This is a genomic window from Acidovorax sp. GW835-FHT14G06 (assembly GCF_058793595.1).
In genome coordinates this window covers 134154-161078 of sequence record NZ_JBXAGA010000007.1, presented here as the reverse complement: position 1 = coordinate 161078, position 26925 = coordinate 134154, and the positions used below count along the sequence as shown (strand labels likewise).

The window sequence follows — 26925 nt, the reverse complement described above, 5'->3', positions numbered from 1 at the left end:
CTCACAGCCCCTTGGAGGCACCGCTACTACCGACCTATGGCAGCTCCCAAAACAGCGACAGCTTGGCGCCGTTGCGGGAATAGTAGGGGTTGCTGTAACGCTCTACGCCTGCCGTAAAACCCCACTGTGGGCCCAGCCACTGGCGCAGCGTGAGCTGTGACTGCCGACTGTCAAAGTTGACGAGAGACACCCCGTTGCCAATCGCTTGGTAGCCCTCAGCCCCCCAGCCATGGCGGGCAATGATCTGGGTCTGGTGCGCTCGCCCCCAAGTGGCCGCTACAAACTGCTGGTGGGTTCGAACCCCTCCGGGGGAGCTGTTGTTGAAGCGTATTTCTGCCTGTACTACCCACGGCGACTCGAAATAGTAGGTGGACCCGAGGCTGATGTTGCGGTCGACGTGGCCGTCCGGCGCCCGGTAGTAGCCTGCGCCCAGGGTGGCCACCCACTGGCGCGTCGGGAGCAGCTTGCGGTTGATAAAAGCGTCCACACGGTAGCGTGGCAAGTAGGCCGCCCCGTCTCCTGCGCCCACCGACAGCGCGGTGAACCAGTCTTCGTTCCAGGTCACGGTGTCTGACAGCCCGATGAATTGGCCCGACTCTCCAAACCGCCGCATGGTGGCCAACTCCATGCCCAGCAGCTGGTTGTTCACTCCCCATTGGCCACGCACGCCCGTTTCATGCCAGTTCCCATACCCGTTGGTGAGGGTATGGCGGCTGGTGTAAGCCTCAATGCCCCGGACCGGGGCGGGCAGGTCTGTGGCCTCTTGCGCATGCGCTGCGGGCAAGCCGTTGGCCAACAAGCCCAGGGCCAGAACAAGGGCGGGGGCAGGGCAGATGATGTGTTGGGCGTTCATGGCGACTGGGTGAGGGAGTGACGAGGACTGGTACAGGCAGTTGTTTCCTGGGCTGCAGTGATGGCTTTGGACTCCAGGATTTGTGCGGCGACTTCGTCGGTCACCGTCCAGTGGGCGCTGTGCCGGTGGGGCAGGGCGGTTTGCAGCCAGCAGCGGGCAGAGGGGATGTCGCCCTGCTGCAGTGCCACCACAGCTACCAGACCCCAGGCAAAGTCGTCCTTCACCTGGGCCAGCCACTCGTCGCGGTGCTCAGCCATCCAGCGGCGGTAGTGCGCGGGTGCCCCTCCAGGGATCAACGGAAAACGCACCAGCAGCGGAAAGATCTGCGCCACGGCGTCGGGGTAGAAGGCATGTACTGTGTCACGCTGGCCGGGCTGGGTGGAAACCAGATAGCGCTTGCGCTGATCGTCCCAGAACACGGCCGCCAGAGTTTTGGTGAAGTTGGGGTGGCGCGTGTTTTGGGCGGCCTTGTGGGTGAAGGTGTAGGCCCACAGCTCCAGGTTGTCCATGAACAGCCCATGTTGGTACACAGGCGATACCAGGTAGATACCCTGATTGGGGTCTACCAGCTTGGCCAGCGCCGTACTGGTGGCAGTGCGGCTGCGCACCCAGCTGGCTTGGCCGCGTTGTGTGGCAGGCATGGAATCCATGAAAGCCAGCCACAGGCCCAGCACCGAATCGTCGGCATCGGCTGTTTTGCAGGGGGCCCACACCGGGCCATTGCGGCAAAAACGGTCAAAGGTCGCGTCGGGCTTTTGGCGTTGTACCAACCAGGCGCCCCAGGCCTTGGCAGGCTTCGAAACATCCAGCCCATTGCTGTGGGCCAGGAGAAGCGCCTGCAAGGCAAAGTAGGGGTCTACCGTGTCGCCCTGGCGCTGCACCGAGATGGCCCCCGAGGCATCGGCATACCCTTCTAGATCCAGTACAGCCGCCAAAGCAGAAAGTGGTGTTGCGAGGACAGCGCATGCCAGAGCACAGCCTATCCAGCGTGGCAGGCAGGAGCGGGTACGCGACCAGCAAGGGCGCGGTGGCTTTGGAGAGTCTGGGTTCAATGGATGGTCCGTGGCATGGGAAGCCATGGTCGGCGTGAGCGCATAGCGCCGTCTGTTCGCTACCGAACACAGCATGGCGGGTTCGATAGCGCACAGACCGTATCTACGCGTGGCCCCTACCGTCGGCGTTCGCCTTGACCTGGGGTGCAGGTTATCTGGCGAATCTCATTCAACGAGGACTACCCATGACTACGCAAAAAATGTTCGGAACTGACGGGGTGCGCGCCCAGGTGGGCATGGAGCCCATGACCCCACAGACGATCATGAGGCTGGCACATGCCTGCGGACAGCTGCTCAGCCGCAGGCACACGGGACTGAACCCACGGCCGGTGGTGGCGGTGGGCACCGACACGCGCGGGTCGGCCCCGATGTTCGAGGCGGCGCTGCAGGCTGGCTTTTCTGCGGCCGGAGTGGACACGGTGATGTGCGGCGAGCTGCCCACACCCGGCGTAGCCTACCTGACGCGCTTACGCGGCTACCAGGCGGGTGTGGTGGTGAGTGCATCGCACAACCCTTGTGAGGACAACGGGGTGAAGTTCTTTTCGGCCACGGGCGACAAACTGCCCGATGGGATGGAGGCCGAGATCGAGCGCACCATGGACCAGCCCATGGTCTGTCTGCCATCGTCCCTCTTGGGCCGCGTGTCGCAGCTGCCAGAGGCCTCCGATCTGTACATCCAGTTTTGCAGGCAGGCATTGCCTTCAGGTTTGCACCTAAAGGGCATGAAGATCGTCATCGACGCTGCCCACGGCGCCTGCCATCGCATTGCCCCCGAGGTGTTCCGACAGTTGGGCGCCCAGGTCATTGCCGTGGGCGCCTCACCCGATGGGCAGAACATCAACAACAACGTGGGCGCCACATCGCCCAAGCACCTGAGCGAGGCCGTGCTGGCCCACCAGGCGGATGTCGGTGTGGCACTGGATGGCGATGGAGACCGGTTGGTAATGGTGGACAGCGAGGGCCGCATCTATGCGGGGGACGAACTGCTGTACGTGCTGGCAGTGGATGCCCAGACCAACGACGGCCTGCAGGGTGGGGTGGTGGGCACGGTGATGAGTAACCAGGGGCTGGAGCAAGCGCTGCTGCGCCGTGGGCTTGGTTTTGCACGGTCTGCCGTGGGTGACCGGCACGTGCTGGAGCTGCTCAAGCAGCGGGGGTGGCGCTTGGGCGGCGAGGGATCCGGCCACCTGATTGGGCTGGACTGGCACAGCACCGGCGATGGCGTGATGTCTGCCTTGCGGGTGGTTGCTGCCATGAAGCGCTCGCAGCGCAGCCTGTCGCAGCTGTGCAGCGACCTGCGCATGAATGCTCAGTGCCTGGTCAACGTGCCGGTGATCCGCGGCGCCGGAATGGCTGACAACACCTGGATGCCCCATTTCCAGCTGCGGGCCGAGAAGTTGCTGGGTGACGATGGTCGGGTGCTGCTGCGCGCCTCGGGCACCGAGCCCGTCGTGCGGGTACTGGTGGAGTGCCGTACAGCGCTCAGGGCGCAGCAGATGGCCATCCGGTTTGCCAAAGAGGTGAGCCAACTGCTGACGGCACCCGCAGCGCTGGACGCTGTCACCGCCTGAACAGCCTCCGACGCCACACCATCCAGGCCCACGGACCAGGATGGTTGTAGGCCCGAAAGCCTGTCAATCCACTGCGCAGAGCCGGTCTGCAATGTACTGGGCCGTGTGGCCATCGCCAAACGGGCTAGTCTCCAGCTGCATGCTGCGGTATGCCCCATCGTCGCGCAGCAAGCGTGCCGCCTCTGTCACGATGCGGCTGATGTCTGTGCCCACCAGCACTGCACCGCCTGCTTCCACCAGTTCCTGTCGCTCCGTACTGTCGCGCGCAATCAGCACTGGCCGCTTCAGCGCTGAGGCCTCTTCCTGAATGCCGCCCGAGTCTGTCAGCGTGAAGTAGCAGCGTTCCAGCAGGCTGATGAGGGCAGGGTAGTCCACGGGCTCGGTCAGGCACACCCGCTGGCGCAGGTCGTCCGGCAGTGCGTCGATGACAGGCCTCACCGCTAGACTGACCGCCGGGTTGGGGTGCAGCGGCCAAACCACAACCAAATCGCCATGGGCCGCCAGCAACTGCCCGATAGCAGCGGCAATGTTGCGAATGGGTTCGCCCCAGCTCTCGCGGCGGTGTGCGGTCACCAGCAGCAGCCGCTGGCTTGTTTGCAGGCCCAGAAACTCTGCGACCAAGGCTGGCACAACAGAAGACAAGGCGGAAGGCGAGGACGATGCGTGGGCTTGCAGGCGCTGCTGCGTCCAGCGCGCGGCATCGATCACCGTGTTGCCCACCACGGAGATGCACGCGTCTGCAATCCCCTCGCGCAACAGGTTGTCCCGGGTCCGGGCTGTAGGGGCGAAATGCCAATGGGCGAGCCGTGCAATCAGCTCCCGGTTCTTTTCCTCTGGAAATGGCTCGCGTGTGCCTGTGCGCAAACCCGCCTCGATGTGCGCGACCGGCTTGTTGTTGTAGCAACCACTGAGGGCACCGACCAGTGCAGACGTCGTGTCACCCTGCACCAGTACCACGTCAGGTTGGGTCTCGGCCACCACCCTGTCCACCCCCTCCAGCAACAACGCCGTGAGGTCTCCCAGCCTCGGTGTGCGCCGCTCCAGTACCAAGCGCAGGTCTGGCCCCATGTCAAAGAACTGGTAAAGCACCTCGGCCACTTCCGCATGCTGCCCGGTGTGGAGCACCACCACGCGATGCCCACGTAGCTTCAGCTCGCGATGCAACGGAGCCATCTTGATGATTTCAGGGCGCGTGCCCAAACAGGCAAGGTAAGTGGTCATGGGATCTTTCGGCGCGGCGGCGCACGCGTTCGGTATGGGGCGTTGGAAACAGTCCAGACGGACTGTTTGAAGGAGAAACCCAGGAGAGCGCCGCGCACGGCAAGTGCCCCCAAGGGCGGACGCATGGTGCGGTTGAGCGCCTCGGGGTGTCTGTTCGACACCGTACGGAGTGCGTACCGGGTGCCAATCCCGGAGCGAGTGCTCGGATAGTCCAGGCGACCATTCGGGCGGCCGCAGCTTTGAGGAGACCTGGTTTAGTTCAACGCCGCAGCAGACGCGAATGCGGCGGCGACAATGTGCGGTGTTCTTTGCGCCAGGGGTGGTGCAGCCGCGACAACTGAGCTCGCCATGGAATCGACGTATTCAGCGGGCAAGGGCGACATAAGACAGCTGACTCATCAATCTCCGGAGAATCTTCGTTTGACGATTAACATAATATACATCGTATCTAGTACTAACGATGTCATCCCAACGAAGCGCCAATGCGCCGTCGGCCCTGCATCCTGCTCAAGCCGCTACCATCACCGCCCATGAACCTTCCCACCCAAGCACCTTCTACATCGTCCATCCACTTCGGTCATCAGGGCCGCGTCTGTATTGTCACGGGTGGCGCCCAAGGCATTGGCGAGGCCTGTGTCCGCCGCTTTGCGGCAGAAGGCGCCAAGCCGGTGATCGTCGATGTGGACGATGCGCGTGGCCAGGCGCTGGCGCAGGAGCTGGGCGCGCTGTATGTGCGCTGCGATGTGGGCGATAAATCGCAGGTGGATGCACTGGTGGCCCAGACCCTGGCGGCCCATGGGCGCATCGACGTGTTGGTGAACAACGCGGGCATCTTTCGTGCGGCAGACTTTCTGGATGTGACCGAGGCCGACTTTGACGCGGTGCTGCGGGTCAACCTCAAGGGCTCGTTCTTGGTCGGCCAAGCGGTGGCGCGGGCCATGGTCGCCCAACAAGGTGGCCATGGTGGCGGCTCCATCGTCAATATGAGTTCGGTCAACGGTGTGCTGACCATTCCCAATATCTCCAGCTACAACGTGAGCAAAGGCGGCGTGAACCAGCTCACGCGGGTGATGGCGCTGGCATTGGCCGACAAGAACATCCGCGTGAACGCGGTGGCGCCGGGCACCATCGCCACCGAGCTGGCCGCCAAGGCCGTGCTGACCAGCGATGAGGCCAAGAACAAGATCATGAGCCGCACGCCCATGAAGCGGCTGGGCGAGCCGTCCGAGATTGCCGATGTGGTGGCCTGGCTGGCCAGCGATGCGGCCAGCTATGTGACCGGCGAGATCGTGACTGTGGACGGCGGGCGCATGACGCTCAACTACACCGTGCCGGTCTGACGCACTTCTGACCGCTCCTTTTTTGATAGCTACCAACGCATGATTCACTAGCGCTAGCAGCTGTTTTCATCACTTTCAGGCCTGTGGCATGCGCTGCAACAGCCGGGTGGTGCTGCGCGGCCAGCCCACCGGACCGAACCAGGCGCCGCCAGCTATCGCCCAGGCGTTGACCAAGCCGTAAAGCACCAGCGCCGCCCCCTGCGCTGCAAACACGGCGGCCAGTCCACCGCCCCAGCGCAGCGCCAGCCAGCCGCCGGTGACGGCCAACGCCAGGCGCACGATGTTGCCGATCACCGGCCAGAGCAGGCGCCCTGCCCCTTGCGAGGCAAAGTACAGCACCAGGCCCAGGCCGAAAAATCCGTACACGGGGCCGACGGTGCGCAGATACAGCGCACCCGCGTCGAGCATGGCGGGGTCTCTGTTGAACAGGGACAGCCACGCGTTGGGAAACGCCGCTGCCCACAGGCCAATCGCCTCGGCCATCACAAACGCCATGGCCGCGCCGATCCAGGTGGCGCGCAAGGCACGTTCGCGCTGGCCAGCGCCGATGCATGTGCCCACCATGGCCACCAGTGGTGCGCCAAGGCCAAACACCAGCGGCACCAGCAGGTACTCCAGGCGCGATGCGGTGCCGTAGCCCGCAATGGCCGCCGTGCCAAAACCACCCACCAATGCGGTGGTGACGCCAATCGCCAGATTGGTGGCGACGGTAGAAACCGTACCCACCAGCCCCACCCGCAGGATGTCCTTGAACAACACCCAGCGAAACCGGATGTGTGCCAGCGACGGCCTCAGCAGGCTGCGCGGCGACCACAGGTATGTGGCCAGCACTGCGCTGCCGATCAGGTAATACGCCATCAGCGCAACGGCCCCCCCGGCAATGCCCAGGCCCGGCATGGGGCCCCAGCCAAAGATGAACAGCGGCGACAGCGGCACCAGCACAAACGCCCCCAGCACCGTGACATACGCCGGCACGGCCATGTTGCCCGTGCCCCGGATGACGGCCGACAGCGTGTTGAACAGCCAGACCAGAAACGCGCCCGCAAACACCCAGTTGGAGTAGACCAGCGCTGCATCCAGCGCGCCGCCCGTGCCGCCCATGCGGGTGTAGAGCCAGCGCCCTCCTCCCACCAAGCCCACGGTAAAGATCAGCGAAAACACCGCCGCAATGGCCAGCGCATGCAGCACCAGCGCGTCGGCATCGTCCCGCCGCCGTGCGCCGAGAGCGCGTGCGATGGCCGAGGCAATGCCGCCGCCCATGGCGCCCGCCGAGGTCATCTGCATCAGCATGACCACCGGAAACACCAGCGCCATGCCCGCCAGCGCATCGGTGCCCAGCTGGCCGACAAAGTAGGTCTCGATCAGCCCGACGCCCGCTTGCGCCAGCATCACCAGCACGTTGGGCGCGGCCAGCCGCAGCAAGGTGGGCGCAATGGGCGCCTCCAGCAGCATGCGGGTGCGCGGGTTCAGGGCCTCGGTCACATCAGGCCCCTGCCCCACTGGCCGCAGGCCTGCGCGGCACCACGATGCGCACGGTAGACAGCTGCAGCACATCGCCGTACTGGTTGCGGGTTTCACTGCGCACCGTAACCATGCCCCGGTCTGGCTTGGATTTGGAGGGCTGAATCTGCACGACTTCGCTCACCACATGCAGCACATCGGTGGCGCGTGTGGGCCGGGGCCAGTTCAGTTCGCCCCCCGCACCGATGATGCCGCCCGCAATCGGCAGCCCACTGGTCACTTGCAGACGCATGGTCACGGCCGCCGTGTGCCAGCCGCTGGCGGCCAGACCGCCAAACAGCGTCTCGCGCGCAGCAGCGTCGTCCAGGTGAAAAGGTTGCGGGTCGAACTGCGCGGCAAAGCTGGTGATCTGCGCTTCATCCATGGCGTGCTCGCCACTTTTGAACTGGTCGCCCACAGACAGGTCGTCCAGGTAAATCGGGGACTTGGGGGTTGTCGAAGCGCGGCTGGCAGGGGTCTGCGTCATGTTGATGGCTTTCGTGAAGAGAAGACGGTTGTTCAGGCGGCCGTGGCGGCGGGGCGCGCCACGCGTGCTTCTCGGATCGGCAGGTTGACCAGCGCCGCGCCTACGGCCAGCACGATGTCGATGTACCAGACCCAGTCATAGCTGCCGGTGGCCTGGAACACGCTGCCGCCCAGATAGGCGCCCAGGAATCCACCGATCTGGTGCGACAGCATCACGATGCCGAACAACATCGCCATGTTGGCCGTGCCAAACATCTTGGCGACCAGTCCGGCCGTGGGTGGTACGGTGGACAAGAAGGTGATGCCCATGACGGCGGCAAAGACCAGCACCACGGCCGGCGTCTTGGGAGCAAACAGGAAAATCAGCACCGCCAGACCTCGCGTGGCGTACAGCAGCGACAGCAGCGACTTCATGCGCCAGCGCCCTACTGCCCAGCCCATGGCCAGGCTTCCCACAATGTTGAACAGCCCGATCACCGCCAGCGACCAGCCCCCTACCTCGGGCGCCAGCCCGCAGGCCGCGATCACGCCAGGCAAGTGCGTGGCTAAAAACGCGACGTGAAAGCCACACACCAAAAAGCCTGCCGCCAGATACCGGTAGCTGGGTGTGGCCAGCGCTTGGGCAATGGCCTCGCGCGCCGTCAGTGCCTTTTGGCCGGATACGGCGGCAGCTTGCGCGGCCAAGGCATTTGAATTGCCCCGAAGTACCCACACTGCAGGCAGCGCCAGCAGCACCAGCACTCCCAGCCACTGCATCGCACTGGCCCAGCCCACGGCTGCTGTGAGGCTGATGGCAATGGGTGCCATCACAAACTGGCCAAACGAGCCACCCGCGTTCACCACGCCGCTGGCCAGGCCGCGCTTTTGCAAGGGCACCAGCCGCGCGGTGGCCGCCATCAGCACCGACGGCCCAGCCATGCCTGCGCCACCCGCTGCCAACACGCCAATCGCAAAAATCAACCCGGCCGTAGTGGTCATGTACGGCGTGATGAAGGTGCCCAGCGCCACCAGCGCCACACCGATCAGGATCACACGGCCCGTACCGATGCGGTCGGCCACAGCCCCGGCAAACGGCTGCGTCAGCCCCCACCACAGCTGGCCAAACGCAAACGCCAAGCTGATGCTGCCAATTCCCAGACCGGTGGATGTGTTGAGCGCCGACAGGAACAGGCCCATAGTCTGGCGCGTGCCCATGGTCAGCGCAAAGGCGCCTGCTGCGGCGAGCAACACGAGCCACAGAGCCAGCGGCGTCGTAGACGTGGTGTTGGCTTGAGAGGCGTTGTTATTCGTCATGACCGGCCTCCTGCGCTGGCAGCGCCGCCAGCAAATCCATGGATTCATCCACCAGCGCATGCAGTGCCGCCACCCGCTGCACGCCCAATGTGTCGTTCAGCGCCAATTGCGCAGCCTTCCAGTGGCGCTGAGCCTCGGCGCGCTTGTCGCGGCCGGTGTCGGTGATGTGCACAAGGCGGCTGCGTGCGTCAGCGCCTGCTTCCAGCGTCACCCACCCTGCATCCACCAGAGGGCGCAGATTGCGCGTCAGCGTAGAGGCATCCATCTTCATCTCCGTGGCCAGGTCGCCAGGTCGGATTGGGCCCAGTTTGAGCACATGCGACAGCAGCGAATACTGCGTGGTCTTGAGCCCGCATTTCGCCATCTCGGCGTCGTAGTGGCTGGCCACGCGGCGCATCAACTGACGCAGCTTGAAGTTGGTGCAGCCCTGCGGCAGCAAGGGTGCCAGGGACGGTAGTTCGGCTTGCATGGATTTAATTGTATCTGCAATAATTGCATATGCAACTTCTGCATGCAAACCCTACCCACAACCCGGACAACCCATGACCCAACACAACCACCTTGAACATTGGCTGGCGCAGGAGCGCGACATCCTGGCCACGCTGGATGCAGGCCCCGGCCCGGGCGTGGCCCGCCGTGAGCAGATTGCCCATCTCAACGGACTGCAGCAGATGCAGGCCATGCTGCGTGGGGAGCTGCCCTATGCAGCCATCGCCAAGACACTGGATTTCTTGATTGTCGAGGTGGGCGAAGGCACAGCCATCTTCCAGGGCACGCCCCGCGCTGAGCACCTCAACCCCATGGGCACCGTGCACGGCGGCTGGTTTGCCACCCTGCTCGACTCCGCCCTGGGTTGCGCAGTGCACACGCGCATGGAGCCCGGGCGTGGCTACACCACCGCCGAGCTGGGCATCAACCTGGTCAAGGCCATCACGCCCAAAGTGCAACGCGTGCGCGCGGAGGGCCGGGTGATCCACAGCGGGCGCCAGCTGGCCACGGCCGAGGCGCGCCTGGTGGGGCCGGACGGCACGCTGTATGCCCACGCCACCACCACCTGCCTGGTTTTTGATCTGCCTGCACAATCGAAGGGATGAAATTCCTCCACACGATGCTGCGCGTTGGCAACCTTCAACGCTCGATTGATTTCTACACCCAGGTGCTGGGCATGCAACTGCTGCGCCAGTCCGAGAACCCCGAGTACAAATACTCGCTGGCCTTTCTGGGCTTCGAGGGCGGCAACCCCGGCCAGGCCGAGATCGAACTGACCTACAACTGGGGCACCGAGAGCTACGACATGGGCACCGCCTACGGCCACATTGCGCTGGGCGTACCTGATGCGTATGCCGCGTGCGAGAAGATCAAGGCCTCGGGCGGCAACGTGACGCGCGAAGCAGGCCCGGTCAAAGGCGGCACCACGGTCATCGCGTTCGTGACGGACCCGGACGGCTACAAGATCGAGTTGATCCAGCGCGTCGAAGGTGCAGGTGGCCAGGGCCTGCGGTAGTCATGTGCTATCAAATATATAGCTGCTGGCGCATGTTTCACTAGCGCAAGCGGCCATTTGGACCACAAAAAAACCCGGCAGTGCCGGGTTTTTTATTGGAGAAGCAGGCAGCGCTTACAGGGCACCCAGCGTCACTTCCACGCGGCGGGCTTCGGCGTTGGTGCCGGTGGCGGTGGTTTCTTCGGGCTTCTTCAGCTCCACCTTGTCTTCGGCAATGCCCAGGGCCTTGAGCGCATCGCGCACGGCAAAAGCACGTTGCTTGGCCAGTTCAGCGTTCAGGGCGGCATCGCCCGTCGCGTCGTGGAAGCCGGAAACGACGGCCTTCTTGCCTTCGGCCACACCCTTGACCACGTCGGCCAGAGCTTCATTGGCACCTGCGGCCAATTCGGCCTTGGCAGTGGCAAAGTAGAACTTCACTACGCCGTTTTCAACGCGCACGCTGGCAATATCTTCTTCCACGGCTACGGCGGGTGCAGCGGGTGCATTGCTGGCTGCAACGGCGGCAGGCTGGACCGGTGCCTTGGCGCCCAAGCGCTTGACCACCACGGTGCCCACCACCACAGAAATCACCAACGCAATCAGTGCAAACAGAAAACCGAGGGCAAAACGTTGTTGGCTATCGTCGTCAGAGCTGGACATGGAAGATCCCCGTAGTAATGAATAAAGTGGTTGGCTGGCCAATGCAGGCTTTGTGAAAACAAGGCCCCGGCCATTTGCAGCAAAGCTTTCGATTGTAGAGTCAAGACATGACGAATCTGCCCGCCCCCCTGCGCGACCCGGCGCCGATGCTGGAGCGTGCCCTTCAGGAATGGGGCGGCCATGCGGACCTGTGGATCTTTGGCTACGGGTCGCTGATTTGGCGACCAGACTTTGACTATGCCGAGCGCCGCCCGGCCAAGGTACACGGCTGGCACCGCGCGCTCAAGATGTGGAGCCGCATCAACCGGGGAACGCCCGAGTGCCCGGGCCTGGTCTTTGGCATGTTGTCGGGCGGCAGCTGCCGGGGCATGGTGTTTCGCGTGGACAAGGCACATGCCCGGCAGGTGATGATCAACCTGTGGCAGCGCGAGATGGTCACCGCCGTGTACGACCCGCGCTGGCTGCTGTGCCACACGCCTCACGGCCCGGTGCGGGCGCTGGCCTTCACCCTGTCGCGCAAAAGCCCCAACCACACGGGCGAGCTGCCCGACCACGAGTACTGCCGCATTTTTGCGCAGGCGCGTGGACGCTACGGCACTACGCGCGACTATGCCCAGGCCACCTACGAAGAGTTGCGAAAGCACGGCATCCACGACAGGGCTCTGGCCCGGTTGATCGCATTGGCCCAAAAAGAGGCATAGTGCACTCTTTTGCTGGACGCATCGGCTGGTGACGGGCCGATGGCGCCCCGGCGACAAGTTCAATACTGTGTCTTTTCAACGTGCCAAGGAGTTTGAGTCATGAAGATCCGTTTTGCCTTTGTGCTGTCATCCGTCGCCGCGCTTGCCTTGGTAGGCTGTGCTTCGTATTCATCGGGCCCTACCGCGACCGCCAAGCTTGAGCCCACCCGTGGCAACAGTACCGCCGGGACGGTGTCTTTTGTTCAATCGGGCGATGTTGTGAAAGTATCAGGCACCGTCAGCGGCTTGAAGCCGGGAGCGGAACATGGCTTTCATGTGCATGAAAAAGGTGACTGCAGCAGTGGCGATGGCATGAGCACAGGCGGCCATTTCAACCCTGGTGGTAAGCCGCACGGCAGCCATGGTGCTGGTGAGCACCACACGGGAGACCTGCCCAGTCTGAAGGCCGATTCCAACGGTGTTGCCACCTTTAACTTCGAGTCGAAAACCATTCGCGTGGGTAGCACCGACAACAACATCGTCGGCAAGGGCCTGATCGTCCACCGCGACCCCGACGACTACAAGACCCAGCCCACTGGCAACGCCGGACCACGCCTGGCCTGCGCAGTGATTGCGGCCAAATAAAGCATCCTAAGCGGCGGCTACCCCCGCGCTGCGAGCAACTGCGCGGCGCGCTCCAGGTCTTGCACGGTGTCCACGTCGGTCACCGTGCCCTCGTCATCCACATCCACCCAGCGCACCCTGCCCTGCTGCACCTGCTCGCGCACCACGCTGGCGGCGCCCTGTTCGCCGCCTAGCGCCAGCAAACCCGGCAAACATTCCGCCCCAAACCCTACGGGGTGACCGCGCTCACCGTGGTGCACTGGCATGGCCACGGCGCAGTCGGCCAGTGCAGCGGCAATGGTGCGCAAGGTTTCTGGGCGAATCAGTGGCAAGTCCCCCGGCAAGACCAGCCAGCCAGGCGCACCGGCTGTGGCGCGCACAGCAGCGGCAATCGAGTCGCCCATGCCCGGGTGGCCGACATCTTCAAGGTGCCAGGGCAAGCCGCTGGCACGCACGGCGGCCAGAGTGTGTTCCAGCACAGTTGTGCTACCCAAGGGCGCACGCAGTTTGTGTACGGCTCCCCCTGACGCGGCAAATCGCTCGCCACGGCCAGAGGCCAGGACCAGCACAACGGGCGCCGAAAGGTGAGTGGGCATGGTGTTCCGCCTGAAATGCCCGAGCAGGGCCATGGGCCGCGACATGCAGCGGCCGCGATTCTAGTGCCGGGCCAGAGCAGTTGCTGCCCTCAGAACGCGCTGCTCGCCACCGTGAAATCCGCGTGCTGCGCCGCCAGGCCGTGGAGCGTGCTCACCAGCGGCCGCAGGTCGTCACGCCGGCTGTGCAGCGCATAGCCGAGCGACCCCAGCGGCACAGGGCTGGGCAACACCTGCACCACCCCCCTGGCGCACAGTGCCTGCGCCCAGCCCTCGGGCAGCAGGCCAATGCCACGGCCTTGCGCCAGCAAACCCACGATGGCGCCCCAGTGGTTGCACACCAGTCTTCGCGCAGGGCGGGCATCGGTCTGCCGCAGCCAGTCATCGATGAGATGAGTCACCCCCGAGCCCTGCGGCAGCGCCACCAGCCGGTGCGACTGGATTGCGTCGGCATCCATCTGGCGAAGGCCCTGCGCCACCTTCGGGCCTGCACACCAGGCAAAACGGGCGTGCGCCAATGGCACTGATGTCAGCGCACTGCGGCTGGCGGGGCCAGCAATCACGGCCACATCCAGTTCGCCTTTGTCCAGCCGCTCGGCAAGGGCCGCGCCCACATCCACGTGCACGGAAACCTCCAGCGCAGGATGGTCAACAGAAAGCGCCTCCACTAGGCGCGGCAACCAGGTAAGGGCCGTGAGTTCCCCCACGCCCAGGCGGCAGGGGCCCCGCAAGCCGGGGCTGCTGCCCATCTCTTGCTGCAGACGGTCTGCCTGTTGCAGCAACGCAGCGGCCAGAGGCAGCAGGCGCGTGCCTGCCTCTGTCAATGCGGCGCGGTGTCGGCCCCGGTCAAACAGCACCTGCCCCAGCGATGCCTCCAGCTCGGCAATGCGTTTGGACAGTGACGACACCGACAGGTGCATACGCTCGGCGGCCATGGCAAAGCTGTTGCAGGTGGCCGCCCAGTAGAAGGCTTCGAGCTGTTTGAGGGTCATGGTTCGTTGTTTCTATTTGGCGAACAAATAGATATGAATAAATTCGCTTTCTTGATTTTCTCCCTTTACGGACACTGACTTCCTGTCCTTGATTGTTTTTGCCCGGAATCGTCCATGTCCATGCCCTCCCCTCCTCAGGCCTCACCCGCAATCAACGCCTGGCAGGCGTTCGATGGCGCACGCCGCAGCGGACGCACCCGCTACCTGCTGTCGCTCGATGACTTTGAATCCGCAGCGCGCGGCGTTTTGCCACGCCCCATCTTTGGGTATGTGTCGGGAGCGGCAGAGGACAACCGGGCACTGGCCGACAACCGCCAGGCCTTCGACGAGCTGGCCCTGGTGCCCCGCGTGCTGCGCAACGTGGCCCAGCGCCAGCAAGGCATCACACTGTTTGGCACACGCTACGCCAGCCCCTTTGGTATTGCGCCCATGGGGATTGCAGCGCTATCGGCCTACCGCGGCGATGTGGTGCTGGCGCGGGCCGGAGTGGCGGCGCAGATTCCCGCTGTGCTCAGCGGCAGCTCGCTGATCCGGCTGGAAGAAGTGATGGACGCGGCCCCAGGCACCTGGTTCCAGGCCTACCTGCCGGGCACGCCCGAGCGCATTGACGCCCTTTTGCAGCGCGTGGAGGCCGCTGGTGTGCGGACCCTGGTGGTGACGGTGGACATCCCGGTAGCAGGCAACCGCGAGAACAACATCCGCGCGGGCTTCTCCACCCCGCTACGTCCCGGCCTGCGTCTGGCGTGGGACGGCATGGTGCGCCCGCGCTGGCTGGCAGGCACACTGCTGCGCACGCTGGTGCAGCACGGCATGCCGCATTTCGAGAACTCGTTCGCCGAGCGGGGGGCGCCCATCCTGTCCTCGCGTGTGCAGCGCGACTTTGCCGCACGCGACCACTTCGACTGGAGCCACATCGCCCACATCCGTCGCCAGTGGCGCGGGCCGCTGGTCGTCAAGGGCATCCTCAGCCCGCAGGATGCCGCCCTCGCCCGCCAGCACGGCGTGGACGGCATCATCGTCAGCAACCACGGCGGCCGCCAGCTCGACGGTGCCGTGGCCCCGCTGCGCGTGCTGCCCGCCATTGCCGAGCAGGCAGGCAGCGGCATGACAGTGATGTTGGACGGCGGCATCCGCCGGGGCACCGACGTGATCAAGGCCCTGGCGCTGGGTGCGCAGGCGGTGTTTGTGGGTCGCCCCTTCAACTACGCAGCAGCGGTGGATGGTGAGGCGGGCGTTGCAGCCGCCATTGCTCTGCTGCGGGCCGAGGTGGACCGCAACCTGGCCATGCTGGGCGCTACGTCTTGTTCCGAACTGGGCAAAGAGCACCTGATGCTCCGGCAGCCAGTCTGGGCAAGCCATGGGTGACGCGCAAACCGCAGCATGCTCAGGGACCAAATACAAACAGGGGGCACCCCTCAAAGAAGTGCACCCTGTGGGGAGTGAAAACCGACGGTCAGCCGGTCTCTGTGCCTCCGTCAAGCCAGCTTAAACGGCAGCTCGCGCGGCGTTTTGCCTGTGATCTGGGCGATGGCGTTGGCAAACGCAGGCGCCAGCGGTGGCAACCCTGGCTCGCCCATGCCCTTCGGCGGATCGGCGCTGGGCACGATGTGCACCGTCACCTGTGGCATGTCGGTGATGCGGGGCACGGCGTAGTCGCCGAAGTTGCTCTGCTCCACCACACCATCCTTGAGCGTGATGGCGGCACCAGGCAGGCAGGTGCCCAGGCCCATCAGTGCGGCGCCTTGCACCTGGGCTTCGACGCTCTTGGGGTTGATCACCAGGTTGCAATGCACGCCTGCGGTGATGCTGTGCAGCTTGGGCGTGCCGTCTTTGACGGAGGCCTCGACCACATAGGCCACCACCGACTCGAACGACTCGTGCACCGCCACGCCCCAGGCACGGCCTGCGGCCAGCTTCTTCTTGCCATAGCCCGACTGGGCGACGGCCAGCTGCATCGCCGCCTTGTGGCGCGGGTGCTTGTCGCCCATCAGGGCCAGACGGTAGGCCACCGGGTCTTGCTTTGTCGTGCGGGCCACTTCGTCGATCAGGGTCTCCATGGCGTAGGCCGTGTGGGTGGAACCCACGCTGCGCCACCACAGCACCGGCACGTTCACATCCGGGTGGTGCACCGACAGCTTCATGGGCACGTCGTATGGCTCCTTCATGCCTTCGATGGCCGTGGCGTCAATGCCGTTCTTGACCATGAAGGCCTCGAACGGCGAGCCCTTGGTGATGGACTGGCCGACGATGGTGTGGTCCCACGCCAGGATCTTGCCCTGGGCGTCAAAACCGATTTCGGCGCGGTGCACATGCATGGGGCGGTAGTAGCCGCCCTTGATGTCGTCCTCGCGGCTCCACAGGGTGCGCACCGGCGCCGTGATGCCAGCGGTGCGCGCGGCCTTGGCCACGCCGCAGGCCTCCACCACGTAGTCGCTGGTGGGGATGGCACGGCGGCCAAAGCCGCCACCGGCCATCTGGGTGTGGACCTTGACGTTCTGCGGCTGCAGACCCAGCGTCTTGGCGGCGGCCATGGCATCGAGGCCGGGCATCTGGGTTCCCATCCACAGTTCCGCCTTGTCACTGTCCAGCTTCACGGTGCAGTTGAGCGGCTCCATGGGCGCGTGCGCCAAATATGGGAACACGAACTCGGCACTGATCTTGTGGGGCGCCCCCGCCAGCGGCGCCATGTCGGCCTGCATGGCCACGTTGCCGGGCTTGGCGGCCAGCTCACGGTATTGCGCCAGCAGCGCCGTGGTGTCGGGCTTGGTCACCGCGCTGGTGTCCCATTCCACCTTCAGCGCGTCGCGCCCTTGCTTGGCGGGCCAATAGCCGTCGGCCACGATGGCAACGCCCTCGCCGCCCCGGTCGGTGGGCACGCGCAGCACGGCCTTCACGCCCTTGATGGCTTTGGCGGCGCTGTCGTCCAGCGACTTCACCTTGGCGCCAAACACGGGCGGGCGGGCCACCACGGCCGTCAACATGCCGGGTAGGCGCACGTCAATGCCGTAGTCCTGCTGGCCGCTCGACTTGGCCTTGGCATCGAGCCGCCCGGTGGGTTTACCGATGAGGCGGAACTGCTTGGGGTCCTTGAGGGTGACCTTTTCGGGCACGGGCTGCTTCATGGCGGCTTCGGCCAGTGCGCCGTAGCCCAGCTTCTTGCCGCCGGGGCCGACCACAAAGCCGTTGCTGGTGCGCAGGGCCGATGCGTCCACTCCCCACTGGGCGGCAGCCGCCGACACCAGCATGGCCCGCGTGCGGGCGCCCAGTTCGCGGTACTGTGTGTAGGAGTTCTTGATGGAGTTGGAGCCACCGGTGAGGTGCATTCCAAATGCGGGGTCGGCATAGGCTGGGTTAGCGTCGCCGTGCACGCTGCGCACCTTGCTCCAGTCGGCATCCAGCTCCTCGGCCAGGATCATGGGCAGGCCGGTTTGCACGCCCTGGCCAAAGTCCAGCCGGTTGATGGTGACGGTGACGATGCCATCGGCATCGATGCGCACAAAGGCCGATGGCTGCTCGTGCGGCTTGAGGCCTGCAGGCGCCGCAGCCGCTGCGCCCTGCGCAGCGGACACCAGCGGAAAGGCGCCCAGCGCAAAGCCCGAGGCAGCAGACACCTTCAGGAAGGTGCGGCGCGCCACACCTTCCGATGCGTCAAGCGCTCCTGAATCCATAGCGCCTTGTGCTTTATGTACTAGCGCCTGGAGGTGTTTTGGCATGAAATGCTCTGCCTGGCCCTGCAGGGCTTGGGGTTCGAAGTGCATGGTGGTCTCCTTCAATCAGGCCAGGGTTTTGGCGGCGTCGTGGATGGCGGCGCGGATGCGCACGTAGGTGCCGCAGCGGCACACGTTGCCTGCCATGGCGGCGTCAATGTCGGCGTCGCTGGGTTTCTTCTTGCCTTTGAGCAGCGCGGTGGCGCTCATGATCTGGCCGCTCTGGCAGTAGCCACACTGGGCCACATCGTGCTTCACCCAGGCGGCGTGCACGGCCTTGCCCACCTTGTCATTGGCCGTGACGGCCTCGATGGTGGTGATCTTCTGGCCTGCTGCCGCCGAGATGGGCGTGATGCAGGACCGCACTGGTGCGCCATTCAGGTGCACGGTGCACGCACCGCACAACGCCTGGCCGCAGCCAAACTTGGTGCCGGTCATGCCCAGCGTGTCGCGCAGGGCCCAGAGGATGGGGGTGGATTCGTCGGCATCCACAGCCGTGTCTTTGCCGTTGATATTGAGGTTGGGCATCGTGGGACTCCTTGGGATGAAGGTCAGCGCTCAAAAGCACAGCGCAAGCAGGGGGCGGCGCGGGCAGGCATCGAGCCGCGTTGTTGTTTTAAGAGAATAACTATTCGATTAAACCGCAAAACCCAAGTTTTTGCAGCGGCCCGATTTACGCCTTGATCGCGTCCCAGCACAGGCCAAACGCCATCTGGTGCACAGCGTCGTCGTCGGGAAGCACCTCGGTACGGATCAGGTTGCCTGTCTCGCGCACTGACCCCACCAGGCTGGCCGTAAGCAGCGGAATGGGCACGGCTTTGAGGATTTCCTGCTGCTGGCCCTCTTCCATCAACGCAAAGAACCCCGCCATCAGCCGGGTCGAAAACTCGCGGTTGCCCTGGGTGAACCAGGGCGAGTTGTAGTACTGCTCCTGAAACACCACCTCCGCATACTGGTCCAGCCGGTGGCGCAGCAGGTTGCCCCAGGCGCGGCGCACCCGCGCGCGGTAGGGCATGCCGGGCGCCACGCCGTCCATGATGCGCGCGGCGGTCACGGTCTTGGCGTCCTGGTACAGCTGGCTGATGAGTTCGTCCTTGGACGGGTAGTACACGTACAGCGTGCTCGTGGCCACACCCGCCGCCCGGGCAATGTCGGCCAGGGTCAGGCCGCTCAGGCCGCGCTGGGCCACCAGCTCAAAGGTGGCCTGGGCAATGGCGCGCTGTTTCTCGTCGTCTTTGGGTTTCATCGGAATCAGAAATATAAACGAACGAAAATTCGACCACTGACAAAGCCGCTGTGCAGGGCTCCGGCATCCAGCACTAACGCAAAGCGCCATCGTACGAGGGATGCACAATCGTGGCCATGACCACGAATTCCATCGCCGACCTTCGCAAGAGCTACGAGCGCGCCGAACTCAACGAAGACGCCTCGCACGCCGCCCCCCTGCAGCAGTTTGACCGGTGGCTGAAAGAAGCCATCAGTGCCGAAGTGCCCGAGCCCAATGCCATGACATTGGCCACCGTGGGCAGCGACCTGCGCCCCAGCACCCGAATCGTGCTCATCAAAGGCTATGACGAGCGCGGCATCGTCTGGTTTACCAACTACGACAGCCGCAAGGGCCGCCAGATCGCAGGCAACCCCTACGCAGCGCTGCAGTTCCATTGGGTGGAGCTTGAACGTGTGGTGCGCATCGAAGGCACGGTGGAAAAGGTCAGCGACGAGGAAAGCGACGAATATTTCAACAGCCGCCCGCTCGACTCGCGCATCGGTGCCTGGGCCAGCCCGCAGAGCCAGGTCATTTCAGGCCGGGGCGTGCTGGTGGCCAACGCGGCCAAGTACGGGGCGCAGTTCATGCTCAAGCCACCCCGCCCGCCGCATTGGGGCGGCTATCGCCTCAAGCCTGATCAGTGGGAGTTCTGGCAAGGGCGCAAAAGCCGCCTGCACGACCGCTTGCGCTACCGCCTGGACGGTGGCGACTGGGTGCGCGAACGCCTGGCACCCTGACCCAGGGAGATCACGATGGCCAGTCTCTTGCTGCTTTTGCTATTGGTTTTGCTGGTCGGGGTGCCGGCCTTCGCGTACCTGAAAAAACCGGCCGCACTGGGCCTGACAAGCATGGTGCCCCCCTTGCTCTTTCAGCTTGGCAATTGGATGTATCTGGGCTATCTGGACCCTTTCTGGCCCATAGCGCTGGTGGTTAGCAGCGCAATTGCACTGGTTGCCGCCCTGACCGTGGGGCTGCTGATGGGGCGGTTCGCGCACCAGCGTTGAGCGTTGCCGTTACACCACCCACCGCGTCACCGCCACGATCACTAGCGGCATCGTCACCAACCCCAGCGCGGTGGACACCGCCACACTGGCCGTCACCTCTTCCTCTGCCACGCGGTAGCGCTGCGAGAACAGGAACACATTGGCCCCCACGGGCAGCGATGCCGCCACAATCATCACAGCCAACGGCATGCCTGACAGGCCCAGCGCCCAGCCCATGCCGGCCAGCACCAGCGGGTGCGCCACACATTTCACCAGCGCAATACGCAGCGCGGCCTTGAACTGGTGGCCGACCTTGGTGAAGGCCAGCGTCACCCCCACCAGCAGCAGCGCGATGGGCCCCAGCGCCTGGCCCAACAGCAGCAGGGGCTTGTCCACCACCTGTGGCACTGCCAAGCCAGTCTGCGCAAACAGCAGGCCTGCAATGATGGGCAGTGGGACCGGGTGCACGATGCCGTTGCGGATGGCCTGCAGCACGATGCGCCACATGGGCTGCTGCACCCCACCCGCGCGCCCGGCATGTTCGCGCGCAGCCGCCAGCTCGAACACCACGGTGGCTGCGGTCAGCAGGATGAGCGAGTGCACCGAGATCAATGTAAACAGCGTGACCAGCCCCGCATCGCCAAACACCAGCCCCACCAGGGGCACGCCGATCATCAGCGTGTTGCTGAAGGTGTTGGCCAGCGCCCGGGCGGCTCCCAGGGTGTTGAAGCCCTGCACGGCCAGCGTGGCTGCATAGACCACGCCAAACGCCACAAAGTAGATGCCCACGGGGCCAAAGTTGAGGTCTTCGATGTGCACCGTGCTCATGGTGCGAAACAGCAGCGCGGGCGTAAGCACCATGAACACCAGGTTGGCCAGGTCCTTGACGGATTCGGCACGTATCCAGCCGCGCCGCCCCACATAAAAGCCGATGGCGATGAACAGGATGACGGGGATCAGCGAGGTGAAGACGGGAGAGTTCAAAGGGCAAAGCGACAGGCGCGCGAACAGACAAGCGGGCGGTGTGGACGCGTATTGTGGCCTGAGTTGTTGCCTTGATCGCGCAGCAATGCTCTGTTATTGATAGCTGTCAGGGCATGTATCACCTGCGCCTTCCGCCCATTTCGTGCCATATCCATCACACAGTAGTGCTCCTGCGCCCAACGCCCGTACGGGGCGGTGACGACTGGCCCAGCAGCTCCAGCAAGCCTGCCAGCCCGTCCACCCGGTAGTCAGCCAACGCCCAGGGCTCAACCCCCGGCCGCACGGTCTGGACGGTGGTAACCCCCAGGGCGCGCCCGGCCGCCAGCTCGGACAGGGGGTTGTCGCCCACCACCAGCATCTGGCGGGGCGCGCAGCCCTCGCTGGCCAGGATCTGCTCAAAAATCGCCTGCTTGCCATGTGCGCCGCCGGTGGGTGGTGCGTCAATCGCGTCGATGAGCACCTGTTCGAACCAGGGGCGGATTCCCAGCGCATCGATCTTGCTGTCCTGCAGGCGCCGAAAGCCGCTGGTGACCAGATAGCGCTGCAGCGGGATGCGGGGCAGCAGTTCGATATCGGCATAGCCTCGCAACGGCGCCTTCACCTCCATCTGGCTGAACTGCTGCCACCCCGCCGCGCGCATGGCGGGCGTGAAATGGTGGCGTTGGGCCACTAGGTCGAACGCGGTGAACCAGCAGGCTTGCAGCGCTTGCTCAAGGGTCGCAGGGCTCAATGCGCCCTGGTTGGCTTGCCGCACAGCCTCGAAGGCGGGCTCGAACAAGGGCCCCACCGCCCGGGCATCCATCAGGCAGTTGTCTAAATCAAAAACAGCAACGGTGTAGTCCAAGGGCATAGCTCATCAAAAAAAGTGTCTCTGAACGGCGTGGCGCGTACCGGGCAAACGCCGTCCGCCTCATCCGGCCACGACGGACACCCCGTGGTCTGCCAGCGTCAGGCTGACCGGGGCCCCCACATCCAGCGGCAACTCCACCAGGGGCGACACCACAAAGATGGCGCCCAGGGCGCTGGCAAAGGTGTATTCCATGACGCTGCCCAGATAGGTGCAGCGGGTGACCCGCGCGGCCAGGCCCGCCGATGTGGCCGGCCCGATCACCCAGGCCTCCGGGCGCACGGCGATCTTGACCGGGCCTGCGGGCAGTGTGGCGGGTGACGGCACACGCAGCGGGCCCAGCTGCGCATACCCGGTGGCTGCATTGCTGCCCGCGCTGGGCGCGTGGTTCTGGGCCGCGAACAGCATGGCTTCGCCCATGAAACCCGCCACAAACTCGGACGTGGGTTGCTCGTACAGCTCGCTGGGCGCACCGCGCTGGGCGATGGCGCCCCGGTCCATCACCACAATCTGGTCGCTCACGGCCAGGGCCTCGGACTGGTCGTGGGTGACATAGGCCACGGTGAGCTTCAGCCGCTGTTGCAGGGCCCGGATTTCCTCGCGCATGGAACGGCGCAGGCGGGCGTCCAGGTTGGACAGGGGTTCGTCAAACAGCAGCACGGCGGGCTCCAGCGCCAGCGCGCGGGCCAGGGCCACGCGCTGCTGCTGCCCGCCCGACAGCTCGTGCGGCCTGCGCTGGTCCAGGCCGTGCAGGCCCACGGTGTCGAGCATGGCACGCGCCTTGTCCCGCACCTGCTGCTTGCCCAGGCCCGTCAGGTGCAGGCCATAGATCACGTTGTCGATGACGTTCATGTGCGGAAACAGCGCGTAGTTCTGGAACACCAGGCTCACGTTGCGCTGCGCCGGACCGAGGGGGGTCACGTCCTGCCCGTCGATGAAGATGCGTCCCGATGTCGGAGATTCGAGCCCGGCAATCAGACGCAGCGTGGTCGTCTTGCCGCAGCCCGACGGCCCGAGGATGGTGGTGAGTGTGCCGCGCGACACGCTGAAGCTGATGTGGTCCACCACCAGCGGGGCGCTGGGCGATGCTCCATACCGCTTGCACACATCCCTGAATTCAATGCCGTGATGGCCCGCAGGGTTTGTCATGGTGCGTACGTTTTGGCGACTGTCGTGTCTGAGGCCGATGGGAAGCTCAATGAACGACAACGGGCCCCATGAAACCGACGCGCACTGCGCCAGAGCAGCCGAGCAAGGGCTGCCCCGCAGCGAGGGCTGCGTCCCCCTGGGGGGAAGGCGCCGCAGGCGACACAGGGGGGCTTCATATCAACCTTCCCAGGCCACCACGGCATCCACGCCGATGACCTGCCCCGCGTCCATGCGGTTGAACAGCGTGACCTGGGCGCCCATCGCCTCGGCAATCTGCCGGCAGATGGACAACCCCAGCCCCACCCCGCCCTTCCCCGCCGAAAACGGCTGGAACAGTCGCTGCCGCACGGCGTCGTCGATGCCCGGGCCCTCATCCCACACCAGCACCTCGCGCCGCCCGGTGTTGTCGCGCAGCAGCACACCCAGCCGCCCATGGGTGGGCGTGTGGTGGATGGCGTTGGCCAGCAGGTTGCGCATCAGCTCGCCCAGGAGCGCTGCATCGCCGGGTGCCCACAGCGTGTCAGGGCCCTCCAGCGCAAAGTCGAGCCGTTTGGCCGCAATCAGCGGTGCCAGCTCCATCACGGCTTCGCGGGCAATCGTGTTCAGGTCCACGCTGGGCAGTTCGCCCATGCGCTTGAGCTGTTCCACCTTGCTCAGGCTGAGCAACTGGTTGGCCAGGCCCGAGGCGCGGTCCACGGTGTGCAGCATCTGCTGCAACGCATCGCCCACCAGCATGTCACCCGCCATGGCGGCCTGCAGCTGGGTGCGCAGCACGGCCATGGGGGTGCGCAGCTGGTGGGTGGCATCGGCCAGAAAGCGCCGCTGCTCGTCGATCCAGCGGCTCTGGTTTTGCTGCAGCTCGCCAAAATGCTGCACGGCTGGGGCCAGCTCCGACGGACCCTCGTACGCTCGGCCTGCACCGCCCGCCACGTCACCACTGGTTGGCCGCATCAACGACATATCGGCATGCCGAAGCCATGCCGACGCCACCCACGCCAATGCCACGCCCACGGCGGTCATGGCCATCGCCAGCAGGACCACCCAGAGCAGGCCCGAGCCACCGGTCAGCAGGCTGCGCACACCTGGCAGGCGCTCGCCCAACGGGCGTGCCACCTGGCGCACCACAGGGTTAGCCGCCGCTTGCCCTGCATCCATGGCCTTGGGCTGGTGCAGGGTCACCACCACCCGTACAAGGCGGTCGCCAACCTGCGCGAGGTAGAAGTGCACGGCGCCTAGGTCATGCACAGCCTCGTTGGGGGGCACACGCGGCAAGTCTGGACTGCCCGCCAGGCGTTCGCCCTCCAGATTGCTCTCGCGGTACCAGACACCGGGCGCTGACTGGGCAGGCAGGGATGCGGCGGGCTCTGCTGACAGGCCTGCAGGCCATTGCGCCAGCGCCTGGCGCAGGGCCTCGTCTTGCGCAGATGCGTCATGCCGCGCCTGCTGTGCCGATTGCACCGCGCAGATCAAGGCCACCAGCGCCCATAGCGGCACCAGCCAGCCCACCAGCAGCACCCGCTGCAATGATCCACCACGCGGCCGCCAGGGCCGCCGCTGCCACCACCGCAGCGTCACCGGGCCACCCCGCCTTTATCGGATTTGTCGGCTTTGTCCGTCTTGTGGGCTGCCATGCTGTCGGCATCACACAGCAGGTAGCCCACGCCGCGCAGCGTCACGATCTCGGCATTGGTGCCTACCAGCTTCTTGCGCAGCCGGTGCACCACCACTTCCACCGCATCGGCTTGTACCTGCTCGTCCGTGTTGGCAAACACCTGGGTGCGCAGCTCTTCCTTGCTCACCACCCGGTCCACGCGCGACATCAGTAGCCGCAGCAGTTCGGACTCCCGTTGCGACAGCTCCAGGGGCAATGCGTCGTTGTAGAACACGCCACTGCCCGGCTCGCGGTACAGCGCGCCGCAGCGCAACTGTCCGTCGCGCCCCACACGGCGCGTGAGGGCCCGCAGCCGTGCCACCAGTTCGTCCAGATCAAACGGCTTGGCCAGGTAGTCGTCGGCCCCGGCCTCCAGTCCTGCCACCCGGTCCGTGACGGCAGCGCGGGCCGTCAATGCCAGTACCGGCGTGGTGCTGCCGCCATCGCGCAGGCGCCGCAGCACCTCCAGCCCGTCCAGGCCCGGCAGCGACAGGTCGAGCGTGATCACGTCAAACGCGGTGCGCCGCGCTGCCGCCAGCGCCTCTTTGCCATCGGCGCAGCACAACACCTCAAACCCGCGCGCCACCAGGCTGCGGCTCAGGGCCCCGGCCAGATCAAAATCGTCTTCGACCAACAGCAGTTTCATCCCCCGATCATGCCGCCTGTGGCGGGCCTGGGCCACTGTGCTTTTACGGAGGGGCGATGAAAGCGAAGCGAAAGGCGGTGTCGCTGTACAGTAAAGCGCAGAATTTTCGAAACCGCCTCCATGAGATACCTCCGGAACCAGACAGCGCTGCCTGGCCTTCAGCAAAGGACCTTGCAGCTGGTGGCAACCGCACTGGCCCTGTGCACGGTGCTGCCGGCCCAGGCCTCGCAGTCCCTGCGCTGCAATGGATCACTGGTGGGCAAAGGCGACTCTCCCGTGACGCTGCTGCAGAAATGTGGTGACCCCATTTACCGCCAGGGGGTGTGCGTTTCCATGCTGCAGCTGGGATGGGTGGTGACGCCCTACCGCCCGGGCAGTCCCGCAGCGGTGCTGGCCAACCAGTGTGTGCCCATGGAAGAGTGGACGTACGACCGGGGGCCGGGCACCTTCCTGGGGGTGGTTCGCATCTACAACGGCACGATCGAATCCGTGCGCGACGGCGATCGCAGCAGGTAGCGGGGCCCGCTGGCCCTTGTGTCAAATGCGCTGGAAGGCGCTCAACCCTCAGGAAGCCGCGGCGATGACGATGCTGGATTCGTCAAAAACCGCCGTGGCTTGCTGGCCCGCTCGGACCTTGGCTCCTTCAGCGGCAAAGCCCACCAGCTGGATGCCGCTGGGCAGCTGCAGCACCACCTCGGGGGCGGCGCCGCGAGCGACGCTCCGCACCACCCCGGCCATCGCATTGCCTGCGGGACTGCCAGGGGCAGGAGCCACTTGAACCGCCGTCGCCTTGCACAGCGCCAGCACACCAACCCCTGCCTTCAAACCCAGCAGCTGGGCGCTGACCCGCGTGATGGACGCATGCAGCGCCTGCCCATCCGCCAGCAGCAACTGCACACGCACCTGCCCTCCCACGGCCCGCACCTTGCCCACGGTGCAAGGAAACTGGTTGCGCATGCTGGTGCGCAGCGCCAGTGCGGCGCGGCCGGTCGCTGCGTCGTCGTCGCTTTTCAATCGGCCCAGCACCTGCTGGCGTGCATCGGCCAGCGCATGGGCCGCCTGCAGCACCCGCTGGCCGGCTGGTGTGAGCGCGGCCCCGCCGCCGCCGCTGCCGCCCACCACCTTCTCCACCAGCGGCACCCCGGCCAGGTTGGTCAGCGTCTCCAGTGCCTGCCAGGCGGCCTTGTAGCTCACGCCCGCGCCCCGCGCCGCCTCGGAAATGGAGCCCACCTCGCCGATGCGGCGCAGGATGTCGATGCGCTTGTCCGTGGCCTCGTGGCCCAGCACCTCGGCCAGTGGCAGTGAAGAATTGCTCATGCGGGCATGTTAACTGGGTGGTGCAG

At 65.2% G+C, this 26925-nt stretch carries 29 protein-coding genes; 10 read left to right on the top strand and 19 right to left on the bottom strand.

The annotated features are described in order from the left end of the window. Positions 1-34: 34 nt before the first annotated feature. Both AC1Q64_RS14150 and AC1Q64_RS14145 read right to left on the bottom strand, forming a co-directional pair. Entirely contained in the window at positions 35-853 is an 819-nt protein-coding gene (locus AC1Q64_RS14150) for a YaiO family outer membrane beta-barrel protein (protein WP_291436728.1), read from the bottom strand. Beyond that, positions 850-1788 carry a hypothetical protein gene (locus AC1Q64_RS14145; protein ID WP_492251758.1) on the bottom strand — a complete coding sequence of 313 codons (939 nt, stop codon included), beginning with the start codon at positions 1786-1788 and terminating at the stop codon, positions 850-852. Before AC1Q64_RS14145 ends, AC1Q64_RS14150 begins: the two co-directional genes overlap by 4 nt. Before the next feature lie 302 nt (positions 1789-2090). On the opposite strand from AC1Q64_RS14145, the gene glmM reads away from it, so the two are divergent. Further along, entirely contained in the window at positions 2091-3476 is a 1386-nt protein-coding gene (gene glmM, locus AC1Q64_RS14140) for a phosphoglucosamine mutase (protein ID WP_492251757.1), read from the top strand. A gap of 63 nt (positions 3477-3539) precedes the next feature. Here glmM and wecB read toward each other — a convergent pair whose 3' ends face one another. Further along, a complete protein-coding gene (gene wecB, locus AC1Q64_RS14135; RefSeq protein ID WP_492251756.1) occupies positions 3540-4697 on the bottom strand; it encodes a non-hydrolyzing UDP-N-acetylglucosamine 2-epimerase in 1158 nt (385 codons plus the stop codon). A 530-nt stretch (positions 4698-5227) separates the two neighbouring features. On the opposite strand from wecB, the gene AC1Q64_RS14130 reads away from it, so the two are divergent. Then, entirely contained in the window at positions 5228-6037 is an 810-nt protein-coding gene (locus AC1Q64_RS14130; protein ID WP_492251755.1) for an SDR family NAD(P)-dependent oxidoreductase, read from the top strand. A gap of 75 nt (positions 6038-6112) precedes the next feature. Here the strand turns inward: AC1Q64_RS14130 and AC1Q64_RS14125 are convergent, their stop codons facing one another. The 4 genes from AC1Q64_RS14125 to AC1Q64_RS14110 are packed head-to-tail and all read right to left on the bottom strand — an operon-like array spanning position 6113 to position 9785. Continuing rightward, on the bottom strand, positions 6113-7489 hold the full coding sequence (locus tag AC1Q64_RS14125; RefSeq protein WP_291436764.1) for an MATE family efflux transporter: 1377 nt from the start codon (positions 7487-7489) through the stop codon (positions 6113-6115). Between the two features lie 31 nt (positions 7490-7520). Beyond that, on the bottom strand, positions 7521-8024 hold the full coding sequence (locus tag AC1Q64_RS14120; RefSeq protein ID WP_492251754.1) for a MaoC family dehydratase: 504 nt from the start codon (positions 8022-8024) through the stop codon (positions 7521-7523). 32 nt (positions 8025-8056) lie between these two features. Next, entirely contained in the window at positions 8057-9316 is a 1260-nt protein-coding gene (locus tag AC1Q64_RS14115; RefSeq protein WP_492251753.1) for an MFS transporter, read from the bottom strand. Further along, positions 9306-9785, bottom strand: coding sequence for a MarR family winged helix-turn-helix transcriptional regulator (locus AC1Q64_RS14110; RefSeq protein WP_291436741.1), 480 nt, complete (start codon positions 9783-9785; stop codon positions 9306-9308). The genes AC1Q64_RS14115 and AC1Q64_RS14110 overlap by 11 nt, the downstream gene beginning before the upstream one ends. A 73-nt stretch (positions 9786-9858) precedes the next feature. Between AC1Q64_RS14110 and AC1Q64_RS14105 the strand changes: the two genes are divergently transcribed. Together AC1Q64_RS14105 and gloA are read left to right on the top strand one after the other, a co-directional pair. Beyond that, positions 9859-10410 carry a PaaI family thioesterase gene (locus AC1Q64_RS14105; protein ID WP_121942929.1) on the top strand — a complete coding sequence of 184 codons (552 nt, stop codon included), beginning with the start codon at positions 9859-9861 and terminating at the stop codon, positions 10408-10410. Further along, positions 10407-10820, top strand: coding sequence for a lactoylglutathione lyase (gloA, locus tag AC1Q64_RS14100; protein WP_291436745.1), 414 nt, complete (start codon positions 10407-10409; stop codon positions 10818-10820). The genes AC1Q64_RS14105 and gloA overlap by 4 nt, the downstream gene beginning before the upstream one ends. Positions 10821-10934: 114 nt before the next feature. On the opposite strand, the gene AC1Q64_RS14095 is transcribed toward gloA, so the two are convergent. Then, positions 10935-11459 (bottom strand): OmpA family protein, encoded by a 525-nt coding sequence (locus tag AC1Q64_RS14095; RefSeq protein ID WP_291436747.1) that lies wholly within the window; start codon positions 11457-11459, stop codon positions 10935-10937. 107 nt (positions 11460-11566) lie between these two features. Between AC1Q64_RS14095 and AC1Q64_RS14090 the strand changes: the two genes are divergently transcribed. Both AC1Q64_RS14090 and AC1Q64_RS14085 read left to right on the top strand, forming a co-directional pair. Continuing rightward, complete coding sequence (locus AC1Q64_RS14090; RefSeq protein WP_492251752.1) at positions 11567-12160, top strand: gamma-glutamylcyclotransferase; 594 nt, start codon at positions 11567-11569, stop codon at positions 12158-12160. 99 nt (positions 12161-12259) lie between these two features. Next, complete coding sequence (locus tag AC1Q64_RS14085; protein WP_291436751.1) at positions 12260-12784, top strand: superoxide dismutase family protein; 525 nt, start codon at positions 12260-12262, stop codon at positions 12782-12784. A 17-nt stretch (positions 12785-12801) separates the two neighbouring features. Here the strand turns inward: AC1Q64_RS14085 and AC1Q64_RS14080 are convergent, their stop codons facing one another. Next, on the bottom strand, positions 12802-13359 hold the full coding sequence (locus AC1Q64_RS14080; protein ID WP_291436753.1) for a nucleotidyltransferase family protein: 558 nt from the start codon (positions 13357-13359) through the stop codon (positions 12802-12804). An 89-nt stretch (positions 13360-13448) separates the two neighbouring features. Beyond that, on the bottom strand, positions 13449-14348 hold the full coding sequence (locus AC1Q64_RS14075; protein WP_492251751.1) for a LysR family transcriptional regulator: 900 nt from the start codon (positions 14346-14348) through the stop codon (positions 13449-13451). 114 nt (positions 14349-14462) lie between these two features. Between AC1Q64_RS14075 and AC1Q64_RS14070 the strand changes: the two genes are divergently transcribed. Then, positions 14463-15713 carry an alpha-hydroxy acid oxidase gene (locus AC1Q64_RS14070; protein WP_492251750.1) on the top strand — a complete coding sequence of 417 codons (1251 nt, stop codon included), beginning with the start codon at positions 14463-14465 and terminating at the stop codon, positions 15711-15713. A 110-nt stretch (positions 15714-15823) separates the two neighbouring features. Here the strand turns inward: AC1Q64_RS14070 and AC1Q64_RS14065 are convergent, their stop codons facing one another. From AC1Q64_RS14065 to AC1Q64_RS14055, 3 genes are all read right to left on the bottom strand, one after another. Beyond that, entirely contained in the window at positions 15824-18106 is a 2283-nt protein-coding gene (locus AC1Q64_RS14065; protein ID WP_492251749.1) for a xanthine dehydrogenase family protein molybdopterin-binding subunit, read from the bottom strand. A 15-nt stretch (positions 18107-18121) separates the two neighbouring features. Beyond that, positions 18122-18583 (bottom strand): (2Fe-2S)-binding protein, encoded by a 462-nt coding sequence (locus AC1Q64_RS14060; RefSeq protein ID WP_291436760.1) that lies wholly within the window; start codon positions 18581-18583, stop codon positions 18122-18124. Positions 18584-18728: 145 nt separating this feature from the next. Next, on the bottom strand, positions 18729-19301 hold the full coding sequence (locus AC1Q64_RS14055; protein WP_291439805.1) for a TetR/AcrR family transcriptional regulator: 573 nt from the start codon (positions 19299-19301) through the stop codon (positions 18729-18731). A gap of 116 nt (positions 19302-19417) precedes the next feature. On the opposite strand from AC1Q64_RS14055, the gene pdxH reads away from it, so the two are divergent. Continuing rightward, on the top strand, positions 19418-20059 hold the full coding sequence (pdxH, locus tag AC1Q64_RS14050) for a pyridoxamine 5'-phosphate oxidase (protein ID WP_492251748.1): 642 nt from the start codon (positions 19418-19420) through the stop codon (positions 20057-20059). 15 nt (positions 20060-20074) lie between these two features. Beyond that, a complete protein-coding gene (locus AC1Q64_RS14045; protein WP_291439802.1) occupies positions 20075-20326 on the top strand; it encodes a hypothetical protein in 252 nt (83 codons plus the stop codon). 9 nt (positions 20327-20335) lie between these two features. On the opposite strand, the gene AC1Q64_RS14040 is transcribed toward AC1Q64_RS14045, so the two are convergent. From AC1Q64_RS14040 to AC1Q64_RS14020, 5 genes are all read right to left on the bottom strand, one after another. Then, a complete protein-coding gene (locus AC1Q64_RS14040) occupies positions 20336-21289 on the bottom strand; it encodes an AEC family transporter (protein WP_492251747.1) in 954 nt (317 codons plus the stop codon). Positions 21290-21443: 154 nt separating this feature from the next. Continuing rightward, on the bottom strand, positions 21444-22139 hold the full coding sequence (locus AC1Q64_RS14035) for an HAD family hydrolase (protein WP_492251746.1): 696 nt from the start codon (positions 22137-22139) through the stop codon (positions 21444-21446). A gap of 60 nt (positions 22140-22199) precedes the next feature. Beyond that, the gene (locus tag AC1Q64_RS14030; RefSeq protein ID WP_492251745.1) at positions 22200-23285 is read right to left on the bottom strand and encodes an ABC transporter ATP-binding protein; all 1086 of its coding nucleotides are present in this window, start codon (positions 23283-23285) and stop codon (positions 22200-22202) included. A gap of 177 nt (positions 23286-23462) precedes the next feature. Next, complete coding sequence (locus AC1Q64_RS14025) at positions 23463-24860, bottom strand: sensor histidine kinase (RefSeq protein WP_492251744.1); 1398 nt, start codon at positions 24858-24860, stop codon at positions 23463-23465. Next, positions 24857-25582 carry a response regulator transcription factor gene (locus AC1Q64_RS14020; RefSeq protein WP_056744825.1) on the bottom strand — a complete coding sequence of 242 codons (726 nt, stop codon included), beginning with the start codon at positions 25580-25582 and terminating at the stop codon, positions 24857-24859. Before AC1Q64_RS14020 ends, AC1Q64_RS14025 begins: the two co-directional genes overlap by 4 nt. Positions 25583-25702: 120 nt before the next feature. Here AC1Q64_RS14020 and AC1Q64_RS14015 point away from each other — a divergent pair, with 120 nt between their 5' ends. Further along, positions 25703-26098, top strand: coding sequence for a DUF2845 domain-containing protein (locus AC1Q64_RS14015; protein ID WP_492251743.1), 396 nt, complete (start codon positions 25703-25705; stop codon positions 26096-26098). A gap of 48 nt (positions 26099-26146) precedes the next feature. Here AC1Q64_RS14015 and AC1Q64_RS14010 read toward each other — a convergent pair whose 3' ends face one another. After that, positions 26147-26899, bottom strand: coding sequence for a TOBE-like domain-containing protein (locus AC1Q64_RS14010; RefSeq protein ID WP_099730281.1), 753 nt, complete (start codon positions 26897-26899; stop codon positions 26147-26149). Between the last annotated feature and the right edge of the window lie 26 nt (positions 26900-26925).

Bases quoted from the DNA above. Each gene is read 5' to 3' on its own strand.
- AC1Q64_RS14130 (WP_492251755.1), top strand. From the start codon at position 5,228: ATGAACCTTCCCACCCAAGCACCTTCTACATCGTCCATCCACTTCGGT.
- AC1Q64_RS14015 (WP_492251743.1), top strand. From the start codon at position 25,703: ATGAGATACCTCCGGAACCAGACAGCGCTGCCTGGCCTTCAGCAAAGG.
- AC1Q64_RS14070 (WP_492251750.1), top strand. From the start codon at position 14,463: ATGTCCATGCCCTCCCCTCCTCAGGCCTCACCCGCAATCAACGCCTGG.
- AC1Q64_RS14110 (WP_291436741.1), bottom strand. From the start codon at position 9,785: ATGCAAGCCGAACTACCGTCCCTGGCACCCTTGCTGCCGCAGGGCTGC.
- AC1Q64_RS14095 (WP_291436747.1), bottom strand. From the start codon at position 11,459: ATGTCCAGCTCTGACGACGATAGCCAACAACGTTTTGCCCTCGGTTTT.
- wecB (WP_492251756.1), bottom strand. From the start codon at position 4,697: ATGACCACTTACCTTGCCTGTTTGGGCACGCGCCCTGAAATCATCAAG.
- AC1Q64_RS14080 (WP_291436753.1), bottom strand. From the start codon at position 13,359: ATGCCCACTCACCTTTCGGCGCCCGTTGTGCTGGTCCTGGCCTCTGGC.
- AC1Q64_RS14065 (WP_492251749.1), bottom strand. From the start codon at position 18,106: ATGCACTTCGAACCCCAAGCCCTGCAGGGCCAGGCAGAGCATTTCATG.
- glmM (WP_492251757.1), top strand. From the start codon at position 2,091: ATGACTACGCAAAAAATGTTCGGAACTGACGGGGTGCGCGCCCAGGTG.
- AC1Q64_RS14060 (WP_291436760.1), bottom strand. From the start codon at position 18,583: ATGCCCAACCTCAATATCAACGGCAAAGACACGGCTGTGGATGCCGAC.
- gloA (WP_291436745.1), top strand. From the start codon at position 10,407: ATGAAATTCCTCCACACGATGCTGCGCGTTGGCAACCTTCAACGCTCG.
- AC1Q64_RS14010 (WP_099730281.1), bottom strand. From the start codon at position 26,899: ATGAGCAATTCTTCACTGCCACTGGCCGAGGTGCTGGGCCACGAGGCC.
- AC1Q64_RS14085 (WP_291436751.1), top strand. From the start codon at position 12,260: ATGAAGATCCGTTTTGCCTTTGTGCTGTCATCCGTCGCCGCGCTTGCC.
- pdxH (WP_492251748.1), top strand. From the start codon at position 19,418: ATGACCACGAATTCCATCGCCGACCTTCGCAAGAGCTACGAGCGCGCC.
- AC1Q64_RS14125 (WP_291436764.1), bottom strand. From the start codon at position 7,489: ATGCTGCTGGAGGCGCCCATTGCGCCCACCTTGCTGCGGCTGGCCGCG.
- AC1Q64_RS14115 (WP_492251753.1), bottom strand. From the start codon at position 9,316: ATGACGAATAACAACGCCTCTCAAGCCAACACCACGTCTACGACGCCG.
- AC1Q64_RS14030 (WP_492251745.1), bottom strand. From the start codon at position 23,285: ATGACAAACCCTGCGGGCCATCACGGCATTGAATTCAGGGATGTGTGC.
- AC1Q64_RS14150 (WP_291436728.1), bottom strand. From the start codon at position 853: ATGAACGCCCAACACATCATCTGCCCTGCCCCCGCCCTTGTTCTGGCC.
- AC1Q64_RS14090 (WP_492251752.1), top strand. From the start codon at position 11,567: ATGACGAATCTGCCCGCCCCCCTGCGCGACCCGGCGCCGATGCTGGAG.
- AC1Q64_RS14035 (WP_492251746.1), bottom strand. From the start codon at position 22,139: ATGCCCTTGGACTACACCGTTGCTGTTTTTGATTTAGACAACTGCCTG.
- AC1Q64_RS14020 (WP_056744825.1), bottom strand. From the start codon at position 25,582: ATGAAACTGCTGTTGGTCGAAGACGATTTTGATCTGGCCGGGGCCCTG.
- AC1Q64_RS14045 (WP_291439802.1), top strand. From the start codon at position 20,075: ATGGCCAGTCTCTTGCTGCTTTTGCTATTGGTTTTGCTGGTCGGGGTG.
- AC1Q64_RS14105 (WP_121942929.1), top strand. From the start codon at position 9,859: ATGACCCAACACAACCACCTTGAACATTGGCTGGCGCAGGAGCGCGAC.
- AC1Q64_RS14075 (WP_492251751.1), bottom strand. From the start codon at position 14,348: ATGACCCTCAAACAGCTCGAAGCCTTCTACTGGGCGGCCACCTGCAAC.
- AC1Q64_RS14120 (WP_492251754.1), bottom strand. From the start codon at position 8,024: ATGACGCAGACCCCTGCCAGCCGCGCTTCGACAACCCCCAAGTCCCCG.
- AC1Q64_RS14055 (WP_291439805.1), bottom strand. From the start codon at position 19,301: ATGAAACCCAAAGACGACGAGAAACAGCGCGCCATTGCCCAGGCCACC.